Here is a 21,075-nt window from a genome sequence, read left to right as displayed (position 1 = left end):
CCTCCGGATGAATGACAGGCTTACTATCTGTCGAGCGTCGCGCACGGTGAAGACGTGACGGTTTACCGGTAAACGAACTAACAGGCTATGGCTGACGCATCCGACAACCCGCTCGGCGCGTACCTTCGGGACCGCCGCGAGAAACTCGATCCGGCCGCGCTCGGGCTGCCCGTCGCGCGCCGCCGCACGCCGGGCTTGCGCCGCGAGGAAGTCGCACAGCGCGCGCACGTGAGCGCCGCCTGGTACACGTGGCTCGAACAAGGGCGCGGCGGCGCACCGTCGGCCGACGTGCTCGAACGGCTCGCCCGCGCGCTGCTGCTGAACGACGCCGAACGCGAGCACCTGTTCCTGATCGGGCTCGGTCATCCACCCGAGGTGCGCTATCACGCGAGCCGCGACGTGACGCCGCGCCTGCAGCACGTGCTCGATTCGCTCGACGCCAGCCCCGCGATCATGCGCACGGCGACGTGGGACGTCGTCGCGTGGAACGACGCGGCCGCCGCGACGCTGACCGACTACGCCACGCTGCCGCCGCCCGCGCGCAACATCCTGCGGCTGATCTTCATTGATGCCGCGGTGCGTGACGCGCAGCCGAACTGGGAACGCGTCGCGCGATTCGCGGTGGGCGCGTTTCGTGCTGACATCGCGCGCGGCGGCGCGACGCAGGCCGTGCAGGCATTCGTCGACGAGATGCGCGCGGCGAGCGCGGAGTTCGACGCGATGTGGCGCAGCCACGACATCCATTCGCATGACGAAGGGACGAAGGAGATTCGTCATCCCCAGGCCGGCCGGATCGCACTCGAATACTCGGCGTTCTCGGTGACCGGCCGCCCGGATCTGAGCCTCGTGGTCTTCACGCCCGCGACGCCGGCCGATCGCGCGCGGATCCGGACGCTCGTCGCCGCCCGTGAACAGGCCCGCGACCCGCACACGCCGGCCGCGTAGCGGTGCGTCGAGGGTGCGCCCTGCATCACACCGAACCCGCCGCGCCGCCGCTGCAACGGCCGCCGCCCGGCCGGCTCCGCCCATCCGGCCCCGTCATGCCGCGCCGTGCCATTGCGATCCGCACTGACACCCAGTCGAATATTTAATTTTCCGCGGACCAAGCGCGCCTTTACCCTTTCGGCATCGCATCACAGGGCCACCGGCCCGTTCTGGAGCATTTCGATGACCGACCCCGGCACCGCGCAAGCCGTTCCCCGCCCGCACGCTGCTTACGTGTCCTATGGCGCGCTCGCACTGCTGGTGCTGGCCGGCCTCAACCTGCGTCCGTTCCTGACCGCGTTCGGCCCCGTGCTCGACCTCGTGCGCGCCGACACCGGCCTCGGATTCCGCGCGGCCGCGCTGCTGACCACGCTGCCGTTCGTGCTGATGGGCGTCGTCGCCGGCATCGGTGTCGGGCTCGCGCGGCGCGTCGGCGAACACCGCGCGCTGACCGTCGCGCTGGCGCTGATCGCCGCGGGTTGCACCGCGCGCCTGTGGACCGGCGGCAGCACCGGGCTGGTGGTCACCGCGATCGTCGCGGGCGCGGGCGTCGCGGTGATCCAGTCGCTCGCACCCGGCCTCGCCAAGCGCTGGTTCGTCGACCGGCTGCCGCTCGCGATGGGGCTCTATTCGGCCGCGCTGGTCGGCGGCGGTGCGTTCGGCGCGATCGCGAGCCCATGGCTCGCCGCGCACGGCGGCTGGCATCTGTCGCTCGCCGTGTGGGCCGTGCCCGCGCTCGTCACGCTCGCGCTGTGGCGCGCGAAGGCGCCGCGCGACGCGGTGCACGCCGCGACGGCATCCGCGCCCGTCGCCGCGTTCGCGCGGATTCCGCGTGCCTGGCGGCTCGCGCTGTTCTTCGGCCTCAGCAACAGCGGCTATGCGAGCCTCGTCGCATGGCTGCCCGCGTTCTATCGCAGCGTCGGCATGAGCCCGCAGGCGAGCGGCAACCTGCTCGCGTGGATGGCGCTGTTCCAGGCAATCGGCGCGCTCGCGATGCCGCTGCTCGCGAAACGTTCGCACGATCGCCGCGCGGTGCTGTGGCTCACGCTCGCGTTGCAGGCGAGCGGCTTCGTCGGCTTCGCGACGATGCCCGCGTTCGCGCCGTGGCTGTGGGTCACGAGCGTCGGCCTCGGGCTCGGCGGCTTCTTCTCGATGAGCCTGATCGTCACGCTCGACCATCTGCCCGACGCGCGGCTCGCGGGTGCGCTCGCCGCGTTCGTGCAGGGCGTCGGCTTCCTGATCGTCGCCGCGAGCCCGTGGTTGATCGGCTGGCTGCGCGACGCGGGCGGCGGCTTCGCGATCGCGTGGTGGCTGCACATCGGCGTGATCGCGTCGACGGCTGCGTTGAACGCCACGTTCTCGCCCGCCGGCTATCGGCGCAGCATGGCCCGCATCACCGGCGCCGCACGCTGACTCACCGACTTCATTCGATATCTACAACTGACGGACGCGAGCGGGAAATGCAAAGGGGCGTCGTGCTCGCGTGCACGACGCCCCTTCTTCGTTTCAGGCAACCGTCATGACGCCTCGAACCGCACGACAGTGCGGCGCTCCGAGGACGCGTATTCATTACGTCCGGATAGTGTCACCGAGCGAGTGCGGTGGCACTACCCGCAGCACAACTGACGGTATCGATGATTACGTTGTAGGTTCAAGCAGGTCCGTTGCGAAGGACCTCGCATGCGCGACGGCCTCTTGCGGGTCGGGGAACACGCCAAGTTCCTCCCACTGCTCTTCGGCCGCGTATGTTCCTTTCACTGCGAGCGCGCGCTGAACGCGCAACTGCGCCGCGTATCTGCCGTCTTCCAGTGGCCGGGCCGTCGCGACGACCTTGTGTGGAAGACCGGACCGCTCCGGCTGAATCAGCTCGACAGGGCCGTCGGCCGCGCCGATATTCTTCAACTCGTTCCTGGCCTTGCAGTCCGGGCAGTAGAAGCACCAGCCCGCGTCCTCCTCATGGGACCTGACTTGCCCTCGAGCCAGCACGGCACGGCATTCAACGTTCTCGCAGATGAACGGCATGGCAGTCTCCGAAGTTGTTTGTCGGAAATCCTAGCATGTCCGCCGACGCTCAACCATCGGCATCGACAGTGCAGCGGTTTCGGGTCGGCGCGGCAGTCGTGCGAGCGCCGTCGTCTTGCTCGTTGCACACGCACGGAACCGGACACCGCGCTTGCGCCCGCGCAACGATGTTGAAACTCTCCGCAATCCGGCCGCGACTGTCAACTGTGCGTTCGCAAACGACATGGCGCCACGAAGCTGCCGGCACGGCTTCTCGCCATGCCTCGATCGTCGATTCCTTTTGACCAACGACCTGTGCATTGGCGCCGTTCAATCGTCCGACTACGACCTCGTCACGCATGAAACGCCGAATGGTGCACTGCGCCGAACAAGCAGTCGCGACCCGCACATGCAAGCCGGCCAGTGCGACGGCCGAGCGCCCGCCGAATGCGCAACAGCATCCGCAGCAGCCCGCACCGAACGGTCGCCCGCAGGCATGAAGGTTGCGCCTTGCGCCCGCTCGCATTTTCCGCACCGCGAGTGCGCGTCGCTTCGCGGCAGCGACGCGCGATCGGCTAGCCAGCGCCGCATCCAATAACGAAGGAGACGTTGTCATGGACGAGACAGATGCATATCGCCGCTACAACCGCCGACGTTTTCTGGCCGGTGTTGCCGCCGTGGCCGGCAGTGTCGCATTGCCGGGTTGCGGAGGCGGCGGAGATGGAGACATCAATTCACCGGACGGCAACGCGCCCGCGCCGTCGATCGGCGACACGCCATCGCCGAATGCTCGCGATCGCTACAGCCTGCCGCGGCCAGCGTTGCCCGACCCGGCGAGTTCGGGCATCGATCACATCGTGCTGGTCACGATGGAAAATCGCTCGTTCGATCACTTCCTGGGCTGGGTGCCCGGCGCCGAGGGCATGCCGGCGAACCGCCAATACAAGGACGCGTTCGGCGGCACCCACGCGCCGTTTTCCCTGTCGGCCGATCCCGCATACGGCTATCAGGCGTGCGCGTACCACGACCCGAACCACAGCTACGAGGGCGGACGCACGCAGCTGGCCTCAGGGGCGATGAACGGCTTTCTCCTCACACCGGGCACGAGCCTGACCCAGGGCGACCTGCTGCCGATCGGCTTCTACACAGCGGCGGACCTGCCGTTCTTCAACGCGGTGGCGAGCAATTACACCATCGGCGACTTCTACTTCACTGGCGTCCTGACCGACACGATCCCGAATCGCCTCTATCTGCATAGCGGCGCCACCGACCGCCTCACCGACAGTGTCGACAACTCGTCGCTGCGCACGATCTGGGACAACCTCAGCGACGCCAACGTCGGTTGCAACTACTACTACCACGACGTGCCATTCACCGCGCTTTACGGCACGCGCTATCTCGGCATCTCGCGTCCGTTTTCGGAGTTCCTGTCGAATGCGGCGGCGGGCACGCTGCCGCCGTTCTGCATGGTCGATCCGGTTTTCACCGGCGAGCAGTCGGGTACGTCCGCCGACGACCACCCGCACGCGGACATCCGCGACGGGCAGGCATTTCTCAACCAGGTGTATGACGCGCTGCGCACGAGCCCGACGTGGAGCCGCACGCTGATGATCATCGTCTACGACGAATGGGGCGGATTTCTCGAGCACGTCGTGCCGCCGATCCGGCCGATCAGCAACAACGAGCACGCGGTTGGCAACGACGGCAAGCTCGGCTTTCGCGTGCCGCTCGCGCTGCTCGGCCCGCGCGTGCGTGCAGGCACGGTAACGCGCTATCCGTTCGACCCGAGCTCGATTCACGCGCTGCTGCAATGGCGCTTCGGCTTGAAGCCGCTCGGTGTGCGCGGCAGCGATCGAGCGACCTTCAATCTCGCCTACGCACTCGATCTCACCGGCGCGGCGCGTACGGATGCGCCGGCGTTCACGGTCGCGCAAGGGCCGTTCGGCGGAACGTGTTCAGGGGCCACCGCGCCTTCGCCGTCCAGCTCGGTGTCGGGCATCGATCCCTCGCAAATGGCGGCCAATCCCGCCGCCGACCGATTCTCGGACCTGCGCGCGAAGGCCGCGGCGTTGGGGTTCCGGACCTGAGGCTGACGGCAACGCGCGGGCGGCAGCCGCGATCGACACCGATGCGGCTGCCCACGCGTGCCCTACCACCTCGACATTCAGTACACTGCCGCGCCGCGGCAACCCATGCCGCTCCCCTTTCTGTCGCATTCCGTCGGGTTCGCGTCGCGTTCGGATAAAAACTTCCGGTCATCGCCGCCGTTAACTCGTTCGCAATCCCGGCGCCCGCATCGCGACGCGGCGCCCGTCGTCGTTCGTGATCCGGAATCCACATCCGCCGTTGGCCGCCCTTCGCGCCGCCGGCAAGGGAACGTCATGCGTAAACTCACCATCCGCGGCGGACTCGTCGCGACCATCGCCGGCTATACGGCGCTGCTCGTCCTGGTCGTCGGCGCGTGCATCGCCGCGCTCTATGCCGGCAACGGCTCGCTCGAAGCGATGTACCGCGACGACACCGCGTCGCTGCTGCACCTGAAAACCAGCTCGGAGCGCATGCTCGTGCTGCGCGAACGCGTGAGCGACGTCGCGCAGATCATCAGCGCCGGCCAGCCCGCGAAGGCGGAAATCGCGCAACTCCACACGCTCCTGAAACAGAGCAACGACGAACTCGACGCCTACACGCGCCTGCACACGCGCGACGCCGACGAGCAAACCCTGTTCGACACGCTGCAAACGCGTCGTCGCACGCTGCTCGACCAGGTGTTCCTGAAGGCGATGTCGCAACTCGACCAAGACAACGCATTCGACTTCCTCGACACGCACCGCACCGCGCAGCCGGCGCTGTTCACCGCCTACCAGGATGCGATCGACGCGCTCGAATCGTTCCAGGTCGCGCGCCAGAAAGCACGCTACGACGCGGCCGGCACGCGCTTTCACCGGATCGTGTGGGCGATGGCGGCGGTCGCGCTGTTCGCGCTGATCGTCGGCTTCCTCGCACAGCGCGTGCTCGCGAAGGCGATCATCGAGCCGATCCATCTCGCCGTCGATCACTTCGACAGGATCTCGAAAGGCGACCTGACCGGCACGGTCGTCATTCCCGGCAAAAACGAAATGGCGTATCTGCTGAACGCGTTGAAGCGGATGCAGGACGGCCTCGTCGAAACCGTGGCGCAGGTCCGCACGAGCACGGAGACGATCGTCGGCGATGTCCGCACGATCGCGAGCGGCAACGTCGACCTGTCCGCGCGCACGGAGCAGCAGGCCGTGTCGCTGCAACAGGCGGCGGCGAGCGTGGAGCAGCTGACCGCGACCGTGCGCCAGAACGCGGACAACGCGCGCGATGCACGCACTTACGCGCAAGGCGCGGCCGGCATCGCATCGCGAGGCGGCGACGCGATGCAGCGCGTCGTCGAAACGATGTCCGCGATTTCGCACAGCTCCGCGCGCATCTCCGGCATCGTCGGCGTGATCGAGAGCATCGCGTTCCAGACCAACATCCTCGCACTGAACGCCGCGGTCGAAGCGGCGCGCGCGGGCGAGCAGGGGCGCGGCTTCGCGGTCGTCGCAACCGAGGTGCGCGGGCTCGCGCAGCGCTGCGCATCGGCGGCGAAGGAAATCCGCGAGCTCATCGGCAACTCGACGCAGCGCGTGGAGGACGGCAGCGGCCTCGTCGCGCTCGCCGGTTCGGCGATGGCCGAACTCGTCACCGCGGTCGAGCGCGTCAACGCGATCATGGGCGAGACCAGCATCGCTTTCGACGAGCAGACTTCCGGCATCGAGCAGGTGAATGCGGCCGTCATCCAGATGGAGCAGACGATGCAGCGCAACGCCGCACTGGTCGAGGAGGCCGCCGCCGCGGCGCTGTCGCTCGAGGATCAGAGCACGCGGCTCAGCGATGCCGTCGCGCAGTTTCGTCTTGGTGAAGCGGCGCTGGCGTGATTGGGCCCGGCCGTCGGCATCGCCGTGGCACGCTTCGACGATGTCCTCGCACACGTCGCACATCGTGTCGAAATCGACGCCGCGCGTATCGCTGCCGTCCGGCGTGTGGCGCGGGTAAGTGCGCGGCGCGAGCGGGCGCGACGGGCCGACTGCCACGATCGTTGTTCGTGCAGGTCAGGCCGGCGACGTGCCGTCGCGAGTAAAACGAAAGCGCTGGAAAATCCGCGCCTCGATCAGACGTGAAGGACTCGCGTACGCAAGCTGACGAACCCGCGACGCGCGACGCGCCTATCCGGTTTTCCCGGACAGCCCGTGCATCGGCCGCCGCAACGCGGCGTCGAACGGATTCGTGCGCGGGCCGATCGCATCGGCCTGGCGCCTGAGCAGTTCGACGACCATCGGCATCCGGTCGTCGCCGAGGCGCGACGCCAGCGTGCCGACGCTCAGCGCGCCGACCGGATAGCCGGTGCGGTCGAGGATCGGCACCGCGACGCCGGCCATCCCGTCGAGCACGCCGCTGTTGCGGCCCGCGTAGCCGAGCTGCCGCACGCGTTCGATCTCGGTGCGCAGGTACACCTCGTCGAGCACGCCGTAGCCGCGGATGCGCGGCACGTTGAAGCGGATCACTTCCTCGCGCTCGGCCTCCGGCAGGAACGCGAGGATCGCGAGGCTGCCCTGCCCGACGCCGAGCGCGATGCGCCCGCCGATGTCGCCGGTAAACGAGCGGATCGGGAACGGCCCTTCGCACAGGTCGAGACACACCGCGTCGAAGCCGCTTTTCACGAGCAGGAAGATCGTCTCGCCGAGACTCGCGCACAGCCGCAGCAGCACGGGCCGGCACAGCGTGCGCATGCTGCTCGGATTGCCGGCCAGCGCGGCGAGCGCGAAGAAGTCGACGCTCAGCCGGTACAGCTTCGATTGTTCGTCCTGCTCGACCATCCCTTCGGCGATCAGCGATTGCAGGATCCGGTGCGCGGTGCCCTGCGTGAGCCCGACGGCCTTCGCAAGGTGCGTGACGCGCACGCCGTCCTGCTGCATGCCGGCCAGTGCGCGCAGGATCGCGAACGCGCGCTGCAGCATGCCGGTGCCCGGCGCGCCGGCCGGATCGGCGGCGTCCTCGTCCGGGTGCGGCGCGCGTGCGGCTGGCGACATTCCGGGCGACTGGGGTTCTGGCATGCCGGCTCTCCTCGATGATTTCAGTGAACGGAATACGGTAACCGCCATTGTCGTCCCACCGGAATTGCGCGGGCATCCGGGTGTGCACGGGATTGACGCGCGCATTTCGCGGGCCGACCGCCCCTCATTCACCGGAACGATTCCGACGTGATTCGACGTTTCATTCCGCTCATCGGAATTTTTTCGAAATTCCTCCCGTTCAGCAGAATTCGAAATTGACGCTCCGAAATATGGCTGGCTAGAGTCCGCGTCATCGGTGCACCGGCCACGGTGTGCGAACCCGGAGCTCCCCATGTCGTTTCTCACGCTTACGGATCTGACGAAATCGTTCGGCGAGCTCACCGCCGTCGCCGACGTCAACCTGTCGGTCGAACAAGGCGAATTCGTGTCGCTGCTCGGGCCGTCAGGCTGCGGCAAGACCACGACGCTGCAGATGATCGCCGGCTTCGTCGACGTCACGCGCGGCCGCATCGCGCTCGACGGGCAGGACATCACGCACATGAAGCCGAACCGCCGCAGGCTCGGCATCGTGTTCCAGAGCTATGCGCTGTTTCCGCACATGAGCGTCGCGGAGAACGTCGGCTTCGGCCTCGACATGCGCGGCGTCGACAAGGCCGAGCGCGCCGAGCGCATCCGCGCGGCGCTCGCGCTCGTGCGACTCGATGCGCTCGCGCACCGCTTCCCGCGCGAACTGTCCGGCGGCCAGCGGCAACGCGTCGCGATCGCGCGCGCGGTCGTGATCGAGCCGCCGGTGCTGCTGCTCGACGAGCCGATGTCGAATCTCGACGCGAAGCTGCGCGAGGACATGCAGTTCGAACTGCGCGCGATCCAGCGCAAGATCGGCACGACGACGATCATGGTCACGCACGATCAGTCGGAAGCGCTGTCGATCAGCGATCGCGTGGTCGTGATGGAAGCCGGCCGCATCACGCAGACGGACACGCCGTACCGCGCGTACGAACGTCCCGAGAATCATTTCGTGTCGCAGTTCATCGGCAAGGCGAACCTGCTGCCCGGCACGATCGTCGCGCACGACGGCGACGCGATCCGCATCGACCTCGGCCACGATCTCGCGGAAACGGGCCGCACCGCGCACCTGCCGGCGCGCGAGCGCGACATCCGTGTCGGCGACACCGTGTCGGTCTGCATCCGCCCGGAGAAACTGCGACTGTGCGCGCCCGGCGCGGGCCGCTTCGCCGCGACCGTCACGAGCCGCTTCTTCCTCGGCAGCCAGTGGCTGTACCGCGTCGACAGCGCGCTCGGCGAAGTGCTCGTGTGCTGCCAGAACGAAGGCGCGGAGCCGCTCGCTGAAGGCGCGCCAGTCGGCGTCGACTGGCATAGCGACGCGGTGCGTGTGATGCGCCGGGAGGCCTGAATGGGACAGCCTACCCGCCCGCTCCCCGCCGACGGCGCGACGGCCGGCCTCGCACCGCCCGCCGCCACGGGCGATGCGGTGATGCCGCGCGCCGCCGGCGGCCGCCTGCCGCGCGCCACGTGGCGCGCCCATGCGCCGCTGTGGCTGATGTGCGCGCCCGCGTTCGCGCTGTTCGCCGCGCTCGTGCTCGTGCCGCTCGCGATGACCCTCACGCTCACGTTCTATCGCTTCGACCCGGCCACCGGGCCGATCGCCGCGTTCCAGTTCGGCCACTACGCGGAGGTGCTCGGCTCGTCGTACTTCCAAACGATCTTCGCGCGCACCTTCGGCATCGCCGCGCTGACCACCGCGATCTGCGTCGCGATCGGCACGCCGGAAGCGTACGTGCTGTCGAAAATGCGCGACCCGTGGCGCTCGCTGTTCCTGCTCGTGATCCTCGCGCCGCTGCTCGTGTCGGTCGTCGTGCGCGCGTTCGGCTGGAGCATGCTGCTGAACACCAGCGGGCTCGTGAACCAGGCGCTCGGGCTCGCGGGCCTCGGGCCGTACAAGCTCGAATACACGACGTTCGCGATCGTGATCGCGCTCGTTCACGTGATGCTGCCGTTCATGGTGATTCCCGTGTGGACCGCGCTGCAGCGGCTCGATCCGCAGACCGAGCACGCGGCGCTGTCGCTCGGCGCCTCGCCGTTCACGACGCTGCGCCGCATCGTGGTGCCGCAGCTGATGCCGGGCGTGCTGTCGGGCAGCCTGATGGTGTTCGGGCTGTCGGCGAGCGCCTTCGCGATTCCGGGCCTGCTCGGCGGACGTCGCCTGAAGGTCGCGGCGACCGCCGTCTACGACGAATTCCTCGGCTCGCTGAACTGGCCGCTCGGCGCGACGATCGCGGTGCTGCTGCTGGTCGCGAACCTCGTCGTGATGCTCACCTACTACCGCGTGCTCGAACGCCGCTACGCGCGCAGCCTCGGAGGCGCTTCCCGATGAGCAAGAACGGCCCCTTCGCCCTTGCGTTCCATACGCTCGTGATCCTGTTCGTGCTCGCGCCGCTCGCGATCGTCGTGCTCGTCGCGTTCACGCCCGACGAAACGCTCACGCTGCCGACGCATGGGCTGTCGCTGCGCTGGTTCCGCGCGATCCTCGACTATCCCGACTTCGTCACCGCGTTCGCCAACAGCGTGAAGCTCGCGTTCGCGTCGGCGACGCTGTCGCTCGCGATCGCGTTGCCCGCCGGGCTCGCGATCGGCCGCGCGACGTTTCCGGGCCGCGCGTTCCTGAACTGGCTGCTGCTGTCGCCGCTCGTGATTCCCGGCCTAGTGCTCGGCATCGCGCTGCTGCGCTTCTTCGCGCTGATCGGCGCGACCGGTTCGTTCGCGTGGCTGGTGCTCGCGCACATGATCGTCATCACGCCGTTCGTGATGCGGCTCGTGCTCGCGTCCGTCGCGGGCCTCGACCGCAGCATCGAGCAGGCCGCTTGCTCGCTCGGCGCCGATCCGTGGACGACGTTCCGCCGCATCACGCTGCCGATGATCGTGCCCGGCATCACCGGCGGCTGGCTGCTCGCGTTCATCAACAGCTTCGACGAGCTGACGATGTCGATCTTCGTCACGTCGCCGCAGACGGTCACGCTGCCGGTGCGCATGTACATGTACGCGACCGAATCGATCGATCCGATGATGGCGTCGGTATCGGCGCTCGTCATCCTCATCACCGCCGGCGCGATGCTGCTGCTCGATCGCGTGTACGGCCTGAACCGCATCCTGATCGGCCAACACTGACGATGACTCCCGTTTCCCGTTCCACCGACATCGCCGACGACGGCCCGCAATTCGTGCGCGTCGCCGAACGCGAGCGCGCCGCCATCGCGTTCACGCTCGACGGCCGCCCCGCGCAGGCGCTTGCCGGCGACACCGTGCTCACCGCGATCCTCGTCGCGCAGCGCCGCGTGCGCGTGAGCGAATTCAGCGGCACGCCGCGCGCGGGCTTCTGCCTGATCGGCGCGTGCCAGGACTGCTGGGTGCGCACCGAGGCCGGCGCGCGCGTGCGCGCCTGCTCGACCCCGATTGCCGCAGGCATGCGGATTCTCACCGGTGCGCAGCACGTAATCAACGGAGACGCATCGTGAGCGACACACTGCGACCGGTGATCGTCGGCGCGGGGCCGGCCGGCGTGCGCGCGGCCGAGGCGCTGGTCGACGCGGGGCTGCGCCCCGTCGTGATCGACGAGAACGCGCGCTGGGGCGGGCAGATCTACCGGCAGCCGCCGGTCGACGGCGCGTTCGCCCGCGGCAAGCGCGCGCTGTACGGCTTCGAGGCCGCGAAGGCGGACGCCGTGCACCGGACGATGGCCGCGCTGCTGCCGCAGGTCGACTACCGGCCGAACACACTCGCCTGGGCGTGCGGCGCGGGCCGCGTCGACACGCTGCAGGACGGCCGCGAAACGACCGCGCCGTTCTCGCACCTGATCATCGCGAGCGGCGCGACCGATCGCATGCTGCCGGTGCCGGGCTGGACGCTTGCCGGCGTCTATACGCTCGGCGGCGCGCAGGTCGCCCTGAAGTCGCAGGGCTGCGCGATCGGCAGCCGCATCGTGTTCGCGGGCACGGGGCCGTTGCTGTATCTCGTCGCCTACCAGTACGCGAAGGCCGGCGCGCAGGTCGCGGCGGTGCTCGACACGAGCCCGCTGCGCCAGCAGACGGCCGCGACGCCGGCGCTGCTGCGCATGCCGGCGACCTTCGCGAAGGGGCTCTATTACATCGGCTGGCTGCGTGCGCACGGCGTCGCGATCGAAACGGGCGTCACGCTCGAACGCGTACTCGGCGAGCGGCACGTCACCGGCCTCGCGTGGCGCGCGGCCGGCAACGATGCACCGCGCCGGCTCGACTGCGATGCGCTCGGCCTCGGCTTCGGGCTGCGTTCGGAAACGCAGCTTGCCGATCTCGCCGGCTGCCGGTTCCGTTTCGATCCGCTCAACGATGCATGGCTGCCGGAGCGCGACGCGGCCGGCCGCACGTCGGTGCGCGGTATCTACGTCGCGGGCGACGGCGCCGGCATCGCGGGGGCCGACGCGGCCGAGGCGTCCGGGCGACGCGCGGCGCTCGCGCTGCTCGACGACGCGGGCATCGTGACGCCATCGCCATCACCGTCGCTGGCCGGCAAGCCCGATGCGGCGACGCTGGACCGCACGCTCGCCCGGCTCGGCGCATTCCGCGCGGGCCTCGAGGCGGCGTTCGCGCCGCCGCCCGAGCTCGCCGCACGCTGCCCGGACGACACGATCGTGTGCCGCTGCGAGGAGATCGACGCGGGCACGCTGCGGCGCTGCATCCGCGACGGCGCGGCCACCGAGCTGAACCGGCTGAAGGCGCTGACGCGCGCCGGGATGGGCCGCTGCCAGGGCCGCATGTGCGGCGACGCAACCGCACGCGTACTCGCCGCCGAAACCGGCCGCCCGCTCGCGGACGTCGGCCGGTTGCGCGCGCAACCGCCGGTGAAGCCGTTCCCGATCTCGGCCGCGCTCGCGGGCGACGACGTCGCGGCGATTCCCGACGAGGCGCGCGATGAGTGATCTCCGTCATTACGACGTCGCGATCGTCGGCGGCGGCCTCGTCGGCGCGTCGGCCGCGCTGGCGCTGGCGCGGCGCGGGCTGCGCATTGCGCTGTTCGAGCGCCGCGACTGCGGCGCGCAGGCGAGCGGCGTGAACTACGGCGGCGTGCGCTGCCAGGGCCGCCCGGCCGAGCAGCTGCCGCTCGCGCTGCGCGCACGGCGCATCTGGGACCGCCTGCCCGAGCTGATCGGCATCGACGGCGAATTCGTCGTGTCGGGCCACTTGCGGCTCGCGCGCAGCGACGCCGATCTCGATGCGCTCGATGCGTACGCGACACTCGCCGGCGAGCACGGCCTGCCGCTGCAGGTGATGCGCGGCGACGCGTTCCGCCGCCGCTACCCGTGGCTCGGCCGCGCGGCGCTCGGCGGCTCGCTGTGCGCGACCGATGGGCACGCGAACCCGCGTGTCGTGTCGCCCGCCTTCGCGCGTGCGGCCTGCGCGGCGGGCGCCGACGTGTTCGAGCACGCAGCGGTCGACGACGCCCGGCACGACGGCATGCGCTTTCACGTTCAGGCGGGCGGACGCGCGTGCACGGCGACGTGGCTGATCAATTCGGCCGGCGCATGGGCGAACACCATCGCCGAACGCTTCGGCGAAGCCGTGCCGATGGAGCCGATCTACCCGAACATGTGGGTGACCGAGCCGCTGCCACCGTTCATCACGCACAACCTCGGCGTGTACGGCGGCGGGGTGTACGCGCGGCAGGTCGCGCGCGGCAACTGCGTGATCGGCGGCGGGCGCGGCCGCGGCGACGGCGAATTCGGCCAGCCGTCGGTCGATACGACGCGCGCGGTGATGCGCGACGCGTGCGCGCTGTTGCCCGCGCTGCGCGATGCGCTGCTGATCCGCACGTGGAGCGGCGTCGAAGGCTGCACGCCCGACCACAACCCGATCATCGGCGCGAGCCGCACGACGCCGAACCTGTTGCATGCGTTCGGCTTTTCCGGCGGCGGCTTCCTGCTCGCGCCGGGCGTCGGCGAGGTACTCGCCGAGATCGTCACGACCGGTGAAACCGTCACGCCACTCGAAGCATTCTCGATCGGCCGCTTCGCGCCGCACGCGCCGATCGCCCCTTTCCGTCAAGAGGAGACCCACAAGTGAAACTGTCCGGAACGATCGCGGCGGCCGCCGCCCTCTGCATCGCAGGCGCGAGTGCGCCCGCGTTCGCGCAAACGAAGACGATCTACGTCGGCATGAACGGCGGCCCGATGGAAAAGGCCTATACGAGCCAGGTGCTGCCTGACTTCGAGAAGGCGAACAACGTGAAGGTCGTCGTCGTGCCCGGCACGTCGTCGGACGTGCTCGCGAAGCTGCTCGCGAACCGCAACAAGCCGCAGATCCACGTCGCGTTCCTCGACGACGGCGTGATGGCGCGCGCGGTCAGCCTCGGCGTGTGCCAGAAGCTCGACGATTCGCCGGTGCTCAAGGAGCTGTATCCGTTCGCGCGGATGAAGGACGACGTCGGCGCGGGCGTGCAGCTCGGGATGACCGGCATCGCGTACAACAAGAAACTGTTCGCGGACAAAGGCTGGGCGCCGCCGACGTCGTGGATGGATTTCGCCGACCCGAAATACAAGGGCAAGGTCGTGTTTCAGTCGGCGTCGAGCAGCACGTTCGGGCTGCACGGCTTCCTCGCGATCAACCGGCTGCTCGGCGGCAGCGAACAGAACGTCGAGCCCGGCTTCAGCAAGTGGGCGAGCACGGTCGGGCCGAACGTCGTCGAGTACATCCCGAACTCGGCGAAGATCTCCGAGATGGTGCAGACCGGCGAGGCCGGCCTCTTCCCGCTGACGCCGACCGGTGTCGGCGACCTGCAGGACAAGGGCATTCCGGTCGCGTATGCGAATCCGAAGGAAGGCCCGGTGCTGCTGCTCGTCGACCTGTGCGTCGTCGCGAACAATCCGGATCCGCAGCTGGCGCAGAAGCTCGCGCAGTTCCTGCTGTCCGCGCCCGCGCAGACGAAGGCCGCCGAGGCCGGCAAGCAGATCCCGACCAACCGCCTCGCGAAGATGCCTGCCGCGATGCAGCAAAGCCTCGGCAACGTCGACGATCTCGTGCGCAAGGTGACGGTGGTCGACTGGGCGGCGATCAACGCGCGCCGTGCGCAGTGGGATACGCGCTGGAACCGGCAGATCGAGCGGTAACGGGCGACGGCGCGCGCGGGCACGGCCGCGCGCGGCGCACCCATCATCAGCGGGAGTGATGACGCTCCCCTTTTTCTGTGGATTTGACCGGGGCGGCGGTGCCGACAACACTAGCCCGCAGTGCCGCATGCGTTCTCCAGAGACGGCACGCGTTCGTCCCCCTTCAGAGTCCGCCATGTACCCGACCGACACCGTGCAATCCCCGAGCGCCGCCCGGCCGCTCGCCGACCGGCAACTGCGCCGGATCGTCATCGCCTCCGTCGCCGGCAACGCGATGGAGTGGTACGACTTCTTCGTCTACGGCACGGCCGCGGCGCTCGTGTTCGGCCACGTGTTCTTTCCGCCCGGTGCGTCGCCGCTCGCGGGCAGCCTTGCCGCGTTCGCGGCGTTCGCGCTCGGCTTCGTCGCGCGGCCGCTCGGCGGGATCGTGTTCGGCCATGTCGGCGACCGCTACGGGCGCAAGGCGTCGCTCGTGTGGACGCTGCTGATCATGGGCGCGTCGACGTTCGCGATCGGCCTGCTGCCGACCTACGCGCAGGTCGGGCTGTGGGCGCCCGCGGCGCTCGTCGTGCTGCGGCTGCTGCAGGGCGTCGCGTCCGGCGGCGAATGGGGCGGCGGCGTGCTGATGATCAGCGAGAACGCACCGCCCGAGCAGCGCGGCTACTACGCGGCGTGGAGCCAGCTCGGCGTGGGCGGCGGCTTCGTGCTGTCGTCGGCCGCGTTCCTCGCCGCGCAGGCGCTGCCGGACGACGCGTTCCGCACCTGGGGCTGGCGGCTGCCGTTCCTCGCGAGCATCGCGATCTTCGTGATCGGCATCTATATCCGCCGCCACCTGCCGGAAAGCCGCGACTACGAGCAGGCCGGCAAGCGCGGCGCGCACACGCATTTGCCGATCGTCGAATGCATCCGCCGCCATCCGAAGGAAATCCTGCTCGCGATGGGGCTGCGCGTCGCCGAGAACGGCGGCGCGTACATCTTCCTCGCGTTCTCGCTCGTCTACGGCAAATACGTCGGCATCCCGAACGGCGTGATGCTGACCGGCGTGATGATCGCGATGATCGTCGAAATGGGCGCGATGCTCGCGTGGGGCCGCCTGTCCGACCGGATCGGCCGCAAGCCCGTGTACCTGATCGGCGCGCTGAGCCTCGTCGCCTGCGCGTTTCCGTTCTTCTGGCTGCTCGACACGCGCGCGACGCCGCTCGTGTGGCTCGCGCTGACGATCGGCACGGCGGTGAGCCACGGCGCGATGATCGGCACGCTGCCCGCGCTGGTCGGCGAGCTGTTCAGCACCGAGGTGCGCTACTCGGGCGTCGCGCTCGGCCATGAAGTCGCGTCGATCTTCGCCGGCGGGATGTCGCCGCTGATCGCGACCGCGCTGCTCGCGCGCTATCACGCGTCGTGGCCCGTGTCGCTGTTCCTCATTGCGCTCGGCCTCGTGACCGTCGCGACGCTGTGCGTGATGCGCGAGACGCGCGCCACGCCCGCAGCCGGTATGCCCGCAGCCGACACGCGCGGCGACGCGGCATGACCGCGCGGCCGCGCGCCGCGCGACGCTCAAGCGCCGGAATCGCGCCGTGCGGCGTCGAACCCGGGCGCAAGCCCGAGGTGATCGAGCAGCCGCGCGAACTCGCCGAGCCGTTGCTGCATGTACGCCGGCACATCGACCTGCGCATAGTCGTGGAACCCGGTGCCTGTGCGCACGCCGTCGCGCCCGGCCTCCATGTTGCGCACGACGCTCGCGGCCGGCGCGAAGCGCGGACCGATCTCGCCAGCGAGGTACGTGGACGCGTAATACAGGATGTCGCAGCCGCCCCAGTCGATGAACTCGAGCAGCCCGAGCACCGCGAAGCGCGGGCCGAAGCCGGTGCGGATCGCCGTGTCGATGTCCTCGGCGCTCGCGACGCCCTCCTCGACCATCCGCGCGGCCTCGTTCATCGCGAGCGCCTGGATGCGCGGCACGATGTAGCCGGGCGCCGGCCCGCAGATCACCGGCTTCTTGCCGACGCGCTCGAGCAGCGCGGCGAGCGCATCGACAATCGCCTGATCCGTCGTGTCGCTGCGGCTGATCTCCACGAGTGGCATCAGCAACGCCGGGTTCAGCCAGTGCGCGTTCAGCATCCGCTCCGGGTGCGCGACATGGCGCTGCAATGTAGTGACGACGAACGTCGACGTCGTCGACGCGATGGTTGCACGCGCATCGACATGTTCGCCGAGCCAGCGCAACGCGTCGGCCTTCGCGTCGAGCACTTCCGGCAGCGCTTCGAACACGATGCCGGCGTCGCGCACCGCGTGCGCCGCGCCGTCGCGCGCGACCAGCGCGATGCGCGCGACGACGGCCTCGGCCTGCGCGCGATCGATGCGGCCGAGCGCGACCTGCGCATGCAGCGGCCGCAGGATCTCGCCGCGCGTGCGATCCTCGAATGCGCGCCTTCCCTGCGCGTCGCGCGGCTTGAAGTCGATCAGCGTCACGTCGAGGCCCGCGAATGCGAACACGAGCGCGATCCCCTGCCCCATGCGTCCCGCGCCGAGCACGTGCACGCGCGTCACGTCGAGGGCGGCCGTCATGCGGCGTACCCCGCATCGAGCAGTGCGCGCATCGCGTCGCGCGACAGGGCGGCAAGACCCAAACCGTCCAGCGTGCGCCCTTGCGCATACAGGTCGCGGCCAGTGACGGCCGACGCGACGCTCAGCAGCCCCTGCGCAACGGGCGTCGGCACGTTGGCCCAGCGTCCGCACGACACGATGAAGGACAGCCCGAGCCGGGTGTCCTCGAGCATGTAGCGATGCGTGCGCAAATCGATCTTCTCGCGCCAGTCGCCGCTGTCGGTCAGCTTGCCGTGCGCGCCGCGCCCATACATCCATTCGTCGCCGTCGGTCGCGTAGTGGTCCGCGAGCGGGAAATGCGGCGCGCGGTAGCCGAGCGCCTCGCGCACGGCGATGCGTTCGGCGTCGAGCGCGTTCGTCACGCGGCGGATCGACGGTTGCGTGCCCTCGTTGTGGATGTCCCACGCGTCGAAGTGTTCGAGCGGCCCGGCGTTCATCAGGATCAGCGGCGGATGGATCACCGGGCCCGCGTTCATCAGCGCGCCGGACAGTGCGTCCTCGACCGGCTCGACCGACGGATAGCCGGCGCGCAGCACGTCGAACGCCCAGCCGGCCGCGTTCGCGGGAAACACGCCGGTCGGCAGGCGCGTCGCATACGCGCTAATCACGACCGCGTTGTCGCCGTGCTTGCGCACCAGGTACGGCAGCGTGCCCGTCTCCGCGAACGCGACGCGCGCACGATTGCCGGCATCCGCCGCCGCGCGCGCGAACACGAAGCTGCCGAATGTGCCGGGCGGCAGGAACACGACCTGGCCGTCCTCGAGCAGCGGCGCGACCTGCGCGGCCAGCGCGTCGTGCGACACGGCCGGCAGCGGCACCACGACGAGCCGCGCGCCGCGCAGCGCGGCCGCGAGATCGTCGGTCAGGCGGATCGCGCCGGGCGTATCGCCGAGCGGCACCGCGCGCTCGCCGCGATAGTCGGTCACGTGCAACGCGCCGAGCTCGCGCAGCCGCGCGTGCGGTTCGCGGTCGCGCCGCCACCACGTCACGTCGTGGCCCTTCTCGAACAGGTCGATCGCGGCCGCATGGCAGCCGTGGCCGCCGCCCAGTACACATACTTTCATCGTTTTCTCCCGGTGAGTGAGTGGTTCCGAGACTACGCGGCGGCGCGCAGCGCGTCGCTTCAAAACGCGCAACGGCACGCCCGTTCGCGCAACGCAATCGCGGCGATGCGCATGGCGCCGCGCCCACGCATCCGACACGAGGCCACCGCATGGACATCGCCCTCTCCCGACATGCGCCGAACCGGCTCGGCACGCTGCATGCGCCCGACGAAGTCGAACGCGCGGTCGCGCACCGGCTCGGGCCGCACCGGATGGCCGCGCACGGCCGCGATCCGTTTCATGCGGAGCTGTACGAGGTGCCGCTGCATCACGGCGCGCTGCTCGAACTCTGCTACGGCCGCGAAACGCGCATCGATTTCGGCGACGATGCCGATCACTTCCTGTTCCGGCTGACGCTGTCGGGCGCGTGCGAGCTGCGGGCCGGCCAGCGGGTCGCGCGGGCGGGCCCGGGCGAGCTGACCGTGTCGTCGCCCGCGCTCGCGAGCCGCCTGAGCACGAGCCCGGATTGCCGCAACCTGGTGCTGCGGCTGGAGCGCGGCGCACTCGAGCGCAAGCTGCAGGACATGCTGCACGCGACGCTCACGCGGCCGCTGCAGTTCGATCTCGCCGCCGGCGGCAACGGCGCGGGCGCCGCGCTCGTGCCGCCGACGTTCGAGTACCTGTGCCGTCTCGGCGCGCAGCCGGGCATCGGCGCGTCAGCGACGACGTTCGGCGCCGATCTCACCGCGTGGCTGATGTCGCTGCTCCTCACGCATCTGCCCCATTCGTACAGCGCCGCACTGACGCGCGGCACGCCGCCGCTGCCGGCGCACGTGCGCCGCGCATGCGACCACGTCGACGCGCATCTGAGCGAACCGCTCGCGCTCGCCGCGCTGGCGGCCGTCGCCGGCGTCGCACCGCGCACACTGCAGCATGCGTTCCGCGCGTTCCTGAACACCACGCCGGCCGCCTACGTGCGCGAGCGCCGGCTGGCCGCGGTGCACGCCGCGCTGCAACGCGGCGACGCGCGCAGCGTGACCGACGTGCTGATCGCGCACGGCATTCATGGCTTCGGCCATTTCGCGAAGGCGTATGCGCGGCGTTACGGCCACGCGCCTTCCGTCACCGCGAGGCAAGCACCATGACGCACTCCGCCACCGGCCGGCCGCCGGCCCCGGCCCGCGCCGAACCTTCACCGCACGACGGCGACTCGCCCGACGGCCTGCGCGTGCAGGATCTCGATCTCAACTTGCTGAAGACGTTTCGCGCGGTGTACGAGGAGCGGCACGTCGGCCGCGCGGCACTGAGGCTCGGCGTCACGCAGCCGTCGGTCAGCTACGCGCTCGGCCGCTTGCGGCTGATGTTCCGCGACGCGCTGTTCGTGCGCACCGGCACCGGCGTCGAGCCGACACCGCGCGCGCAGCGGCTCGCGATCTCGGTCGACAAGGCGCTCGCGATCCTGCAGGACGTGCTCGACGAAGGCTCGCGGTTTACGCCGGACAGCACGCAGCGCGTGTTCCGACTGCACATGAGCGATTTCGCGGCGAGCGCCTTCCTGCCGACGTTGCTCGCGGCATTCGACCGGCGCGCACCGGGCGCGGTGATCGAGACGCTGCACGTCGACGAATGCCAGCTCAACGTCGCACTCGAATCGGGCCGCATCGATTTCGCGCTCGGGCATTTCGCGGATGCGTCGAGCCATTTCCAGCGCGCGGCGCTCCTGCACGAGCGCTGCGTATTGCTGATGCCGCGCCGCACCGCGCGGCGCGTCGCGCTGCCCGACGATTTCGTGCTCGACGGCGACGCGCCGGACACGCTGCGCTTCGTCGCCGTGACATCGCATCCGCAGTCGATGCAATTGCTCGAGCGGCACGGACTGATGCCGCGCGTGCGGGCGGCGCTGCCCGACTTCATGGTGGTGCCGGCGCTGCTCGAACACGGCGATTACGCGCTGATCCTGCCGGAGACCGTCGCGATCACGTTCGCCGCGCGCCAGCCGTGCACGCTGTACGAGATCGCCGGGGCCGGCGAATGGGCCGTCAATGCGTACTGGCACCGGCGCTTCGATGCGGACCCGGGCCATCGCTGGCTGCGTGCGCTGCTGCTGGAGTTGTTCGATATCGGCCGGCAGCCGCCGTTCGACGCATGGCTCGCGCCGCACCCGCCCGCCTGCGCGTAGCGGCGCAGGCGGCCAGGGGCAACGCTC

General features: G+C 69.8%; 18 protein-coding genes. 14 read left to right on the top strand and 4 right to left on the bottom strand.

The genetic code is table 11. The annotated features are described in order from the left end of the window. The first annotated feature begins 87 nt into the window (after window positions 1–87). Window positions 88–945, top strand: a complete 858-nt coding sequence (locus tag LMA02_RS18365) for a helix-turn-helix transcriptional regulator (protein WP_228909160.1) — start codon at window positions 88–90, stop codon at window positions 943–945. Window positions 946–1,167: 222 nt separating this feature from the next. Next, on the top strand, window positions 1,168–2,397 hold the full coding sequence (locus tag LMA02_RS18360) for a cyanate transporter (RefSeq protein WP_228909158.1): 1,230 nt from the start codon (window positions 1,168–1,170) through the stop codon (window positions 2,395–2,397). Between the two features lie 225 nt (window positions 2,398–2,622). Here the strand turns inward: LMA02_RS18360 and LMA02_RS18355 are convergent, their stop codons facing one another. Beyond that, window positions 2,623–3,006: a hypothetical protein gene (locus LMA02_RS18355; RefSeq protein WP_228909156.1), complete on the bottom strand. Its 384-nt coding sequence runs from the start codon at window positions 3,004–3,006 to the stop codon at window positions 2,623–2,625. 593 nt (window positions 3,007–3,599) lie between these two features. Here LMA02_RS18355 and LMA02_RS18350 point away from each other — a divergent pair. Further along, on the top strand, window positions 3,600–5,072 hold the full coding sequence (locus LMA02_RS18350; protein ID WP_228909153.1) for an alkaline phosphatase family protein: 1,473 nt from the start codon (window positions 3,600–3,602) through the stop codon (window positions 5,070–5,072). 294 nt (window positions 5,073–5,366) lie between these two features. Then, on the top strand, window positions 5,367–6,929 hold the full coding sequence (locus tag LMA02_RS18345) for a methyl-accepting chemotaxis protein (RefSeq protein WP_228909152.1): 1,563 nt from the start codon (window positions 5,367–5,369) through the stop codon (window positions 6,927–6,929). Window positions 6,930–7,217: 288 nt separating this feature from the next. Here the strand turns inward: LMA02_RS18345 and LMA02_RS18340 are convergent, their stop codons facing one another. Further along, window positions 7,218–8,105, bottom strand: a complete 888-nt coding sequence (locus tag LMA02_RS18340; RefSeq protein ID WP_228909150.1) for an IclR family transcriptional regulator — start codon at window positions 8,103–8,105, stop codon at window positions 7,218–7,220. Window positions 8,106–8,397: 292 nt separating this feature from the next. Here LMA02_RS18340 and LMA02_RS18335 point away from each other — a divergent pair, with 292 nt between their 5' ends. The 8 genes from LMA02_RS18335 (at window position 8,398) to LMA02_RS18300 (ending at window position 16,750) form a co-directional block, all read left to right on the top strand. Beyond that, entirely contained in the window at window positions 8,398–9,480 is a 1,083-nt protein-coding gene (locus LMA02_RS18335) for an ABC transporter ATP-binding protein (protein WP_228909148.1), read from the top strand. Then, window positions 9,481–10,461 (top strand): ABC transporter permease, encoded by a 981-nt coding sequence (locus tag LMA02_RS18330; protein ID WP_228909146.1) that lies wholly within the window; start codon window positions 9,481–9,483, stop codon window positions 10,459–10,461. Next, on the top strand, window positions 10,458–11,252 hold the full coding sequence (locus LMA02_RS18325; RefSeq protein ID WP_228909145.1) for an ABC transporter permease: 795 nt from the start codon (window positions 10,458–10,460) through the stop codon (window positions 11,250–11,252). The genes LMA02_RS18330 and LMA02_RS18325 overlap by 4 nt, the downstream gene beginning before the upstream one ends. Window positions 11,253–11,254: 2 nt before the next feature. Further along, window positions 11,255–11,599: a (2Fe-2S)-binding protein gene (locus LMA02_RS18320; protein WP_228909143.1), complete on the top strand. Its 345-nt coding sequence runs from the start codon at window positions 11,255–11,257 to the stop codon at window positions 11,597–11,599. After that, window positions 11,596–13,038 (top strand): NAD(P)/FAD-dependent oxidoreductase, encoded by a 1,443-nt coding sequence (locus LMA02_RS18315; RefSeq protein WP_228909142.1) that lies wholly within the window; start codon window positions 11,596–11,598, stop codon window positions 13,036–13,038. Before LMA02_RS18320 ends, LMA02_RS18315 begins: the two co-directional genes overlap by 4 nt. After that, a complete protein-coding gene (locus LMA02_RS18310; RefSeq protein WP_228909141.1) occupies window positions 13,031–14,179 on the top strand; it encodes an NAD(P)/FAD-dependent oxidoreductase in 1,149 nt (382 codons plus the stop codon). Before LMA02_RS18315 ends, LMA02_RS18310 begins: the two co-directional genes overlap by 8 nt. Next, window positions 14,176–15,222 carry an ABC transporter substrate-binding protein gene (locus LMA02_RS18305; RefSeq protein WP_228909140.1) on the top strand — a complete coding sequence of 349 codons (1,047 nt, stop codon included), beginning with the start codon at window positions 14,176–14,178 and terminating at the stop codon, window positions 15,220–15,222. The genes LMA02_RS18310 and LMA02_RS18305 overlap by 4 nt, the downstream gene beginning before the upstream one ends. Before the next feature lie 175 nt (window positions 15,223–15,397). Then, window positions 15,398–16,750: an MFS transporter gene (locus tag LMA02_RS18300; RefSeq protein WP_228909139.1), complete on the top strand. Its 1,353-nt coding sequence runs from the start codon at window positions 15,398–15,400 to the stop codon at window positions 16,748–16,750. Window positions 16,751–16,776: 26 nt separating this feature from the next. Here the strand turns inward: LMA02_RS18300 and LMA02_RS18295 are convergent, their stop codons facing one another. Together LMA02_RS18295 and LMA02_RS18290 are read right to left on the bottom strand one after the other, a co-directional pair. Next, window positions 16,777–17,787, bottom strand: a complete 1,011-nt coding sequence (locus LMA02_RS18295; protein ID WP_228909137.1) for a 3-hydroxybutyryl-CoA dehydrogenase — start codon at window positions 17,785–17,787, stop codon at window positions 16,777–16,779. Beyond that, window positions 17,784–18,890 carry an NAD/NADP-dependent octopine/nopaline dehydrogenase family protein gene (locus LMA02_RS18290; protein ID WP_228909135.1) on the bottom strand — a complete coding sequence of 369 codons (1,107 nt, stop codon included), beginning with the start codon at window positions 18,888–18,890 and terminating at the stop codon, window positions 17,784–17,786. The genes LMA02_RS18295 and LMA02_RS18290 overlap by 4 nt, the downstream gene beginning before the upstream one ends. A 149-nt stretch (window positions 18,891–19,039) precedes the next feature. Between LMA02_RS18290 and LMA02_RS18285 the strand changes: the two genes are divergently transcribed. Both LMA02_RS18285 and LMA02_RS18280 read left to right on the top strand, forming a co-directional pair. Then, window positions 19,040–20,014 (top strand): AraC family transcriptional regulator, encoded by a 975-nt coding sequence (locus LMA02_RS18285; RefSeq protein WP_228909133.1) that lies wholly within the window; start codon window positions 19,040–19,042, stop codon window positions 20,012–20,014. Next, the gene (locus LMA02_RS18280) at window positions 20,011–21,048 is read left to right on the top strand and encodes a LysR family transcriptional regulator (RefSeq protein WP_228909131.1); all 1,038 of its coding nucleotides are present in this window, start codon (window positions 20,011–20,013) and stop codon (window positions 21,046–21,048) included. The genes LMA02_RS18285 and LMA02_RS18280 overlap by 4 nt, the downstream gene beginning before the upstream one ends. The last annotated feature ends 27 nt before the right edge of the window (window positions 21,049–21,075 follow it).

Origin of the sequence: Burkholderia sp. B21-005 (genome assembly GCF_020843965.1) — a bacterium.
Lineage (GTDB): Bacteria > Pseudomonadota > Gammaproteobacteria > Burkholderiales > Burkholderiaceae > Burkholderia > Burkholderia ambifaria.
Note: the sequence above shows the minus strand (reverse complement) of the source record. Positions and strands in the feature narration are given on the sequence as shown.

What these genes read in the sequence shown, in the direction of transcription:
- LMA02_RS18285 (WP_228909133.1), top strand. Translation starts at nt 19,040, where the DNA reads ATGGACATCGCCCTCTCCCGACATGCGCCGAACCGGCTCGGCACGCTG.
- LMA02_RS18290 (WP_228909135.1), bottom strand. Translation starts at nt 18,890, where the DNA reads ATGAAAGTATGTGTACTGGGCGGCGGCCACGGCTGCCATGCGGCCGCG.
- LMA02_RS18320 (WP_228909143.1), top strand. Translation starts at nt 11,255, where the DNA reads ATGACTCCCGTTTCCCGTTCCACCGACATCGCCGACGACGGCCCGCAA.
- LMA02_RS18365 (WP_228909160.1), top strand. Translation starts at nt 88, where the DNA reads ATGGCTGACGCATCCGACAACCCGCTCGGCGCGTACCTTCGGGACCGC.
- LMA02_RS18310 (WP_228909141.1), top strand. Translation starts at nt 13,031, where the DNA reads ATGAGTGATCTCCGTCATTACGACGTCGCGATCGTCGGCGGCGGCCTC.
- LMA02_RS18295 (WP_228909137.1), bottom strand. Translation starts at nt 17,787, where the DNA reads ATGACGGCCGCCCTCGACGTGACGCGCGTGCACGTGCTCGGCGCGGGA.
- LMA02_RS18300 (WP_228909139.1), top strand. Translation starts at nt 15,398, where the DNA reads ATGTACCCGACCGACACCGTGCAATCCCCGAGCGCCGCCCGGCCGCTC.
- LMA02_RS18345 (WP_228909152.1), top strand. Translation starts at nt 5,367, where the DNA reads ATGCGTAAACTCACCATCCGCGGCGGACTCGTCGCGACCATCGCCGGC.
- LMA02_RS18330 (WP_228909146.1), top strand. Translation starts at nt 9,481, where the DNA reads ATGGGACAGCCTACCCGCCCGCTCCCCGCCGACGGCGCGACGGCCGGC.
- LMA02_RS18335 (WP_228909148.1), top strand. Translation starts at nt 8,398, where the DNA reads ATGTCGTTTCTCACGCTTACGGATCTGACGAAATCGTTCGGCGAGCTC.
- LMA02_RS18355 (WP_228909156.1), bottom strand. Translation starts at nt 3,006, where the DNA reads ATGCCGTTCATCTGCGAGAACGTTGAATGCCGTGCCGTGCTGGCTCGA.
- LMA02_RS18350 (WP_228909153.1), top strand. Translation starts at nt 3,600, where the DNA reads ATGGACGAGACAGATGCATATCGCCGCTACAACCGCCGACGTTTTCTG.
- LMA02_RS18325 (WP_228909145.1), top strand. Translation starts at nt 10,458, where the DNA reads ATGAGCAAGAACGGCCCCTTCGCCCTTGCGTTCCATACGCTCGTGATC.
- LMA02_RS18340 (WP_228909150.1), bottom strand. Translation starts at nt 8,105, where the DNA reads ATGCCAGAACCCCAGTCGCCCGGAATGTCGCCAGCCGCACGCGCGCCG.
- LMA02_RS18360 (WP_228909158.1), top strand. Translation starts at nt 1,168, where the DNA reads ATGACCGACCCCGGCACCGCGCAAGCCGTTCCCCGCCCGCACGCTGCT.
- LMA02_RS18280 (WP_228909131.1), top strand. Translation starts at nt 20,011, where the DNA reads ATGACGCACTCCGCCACCGGCCGGCCGCCGGCCCCGGCCCGCGCCGAA.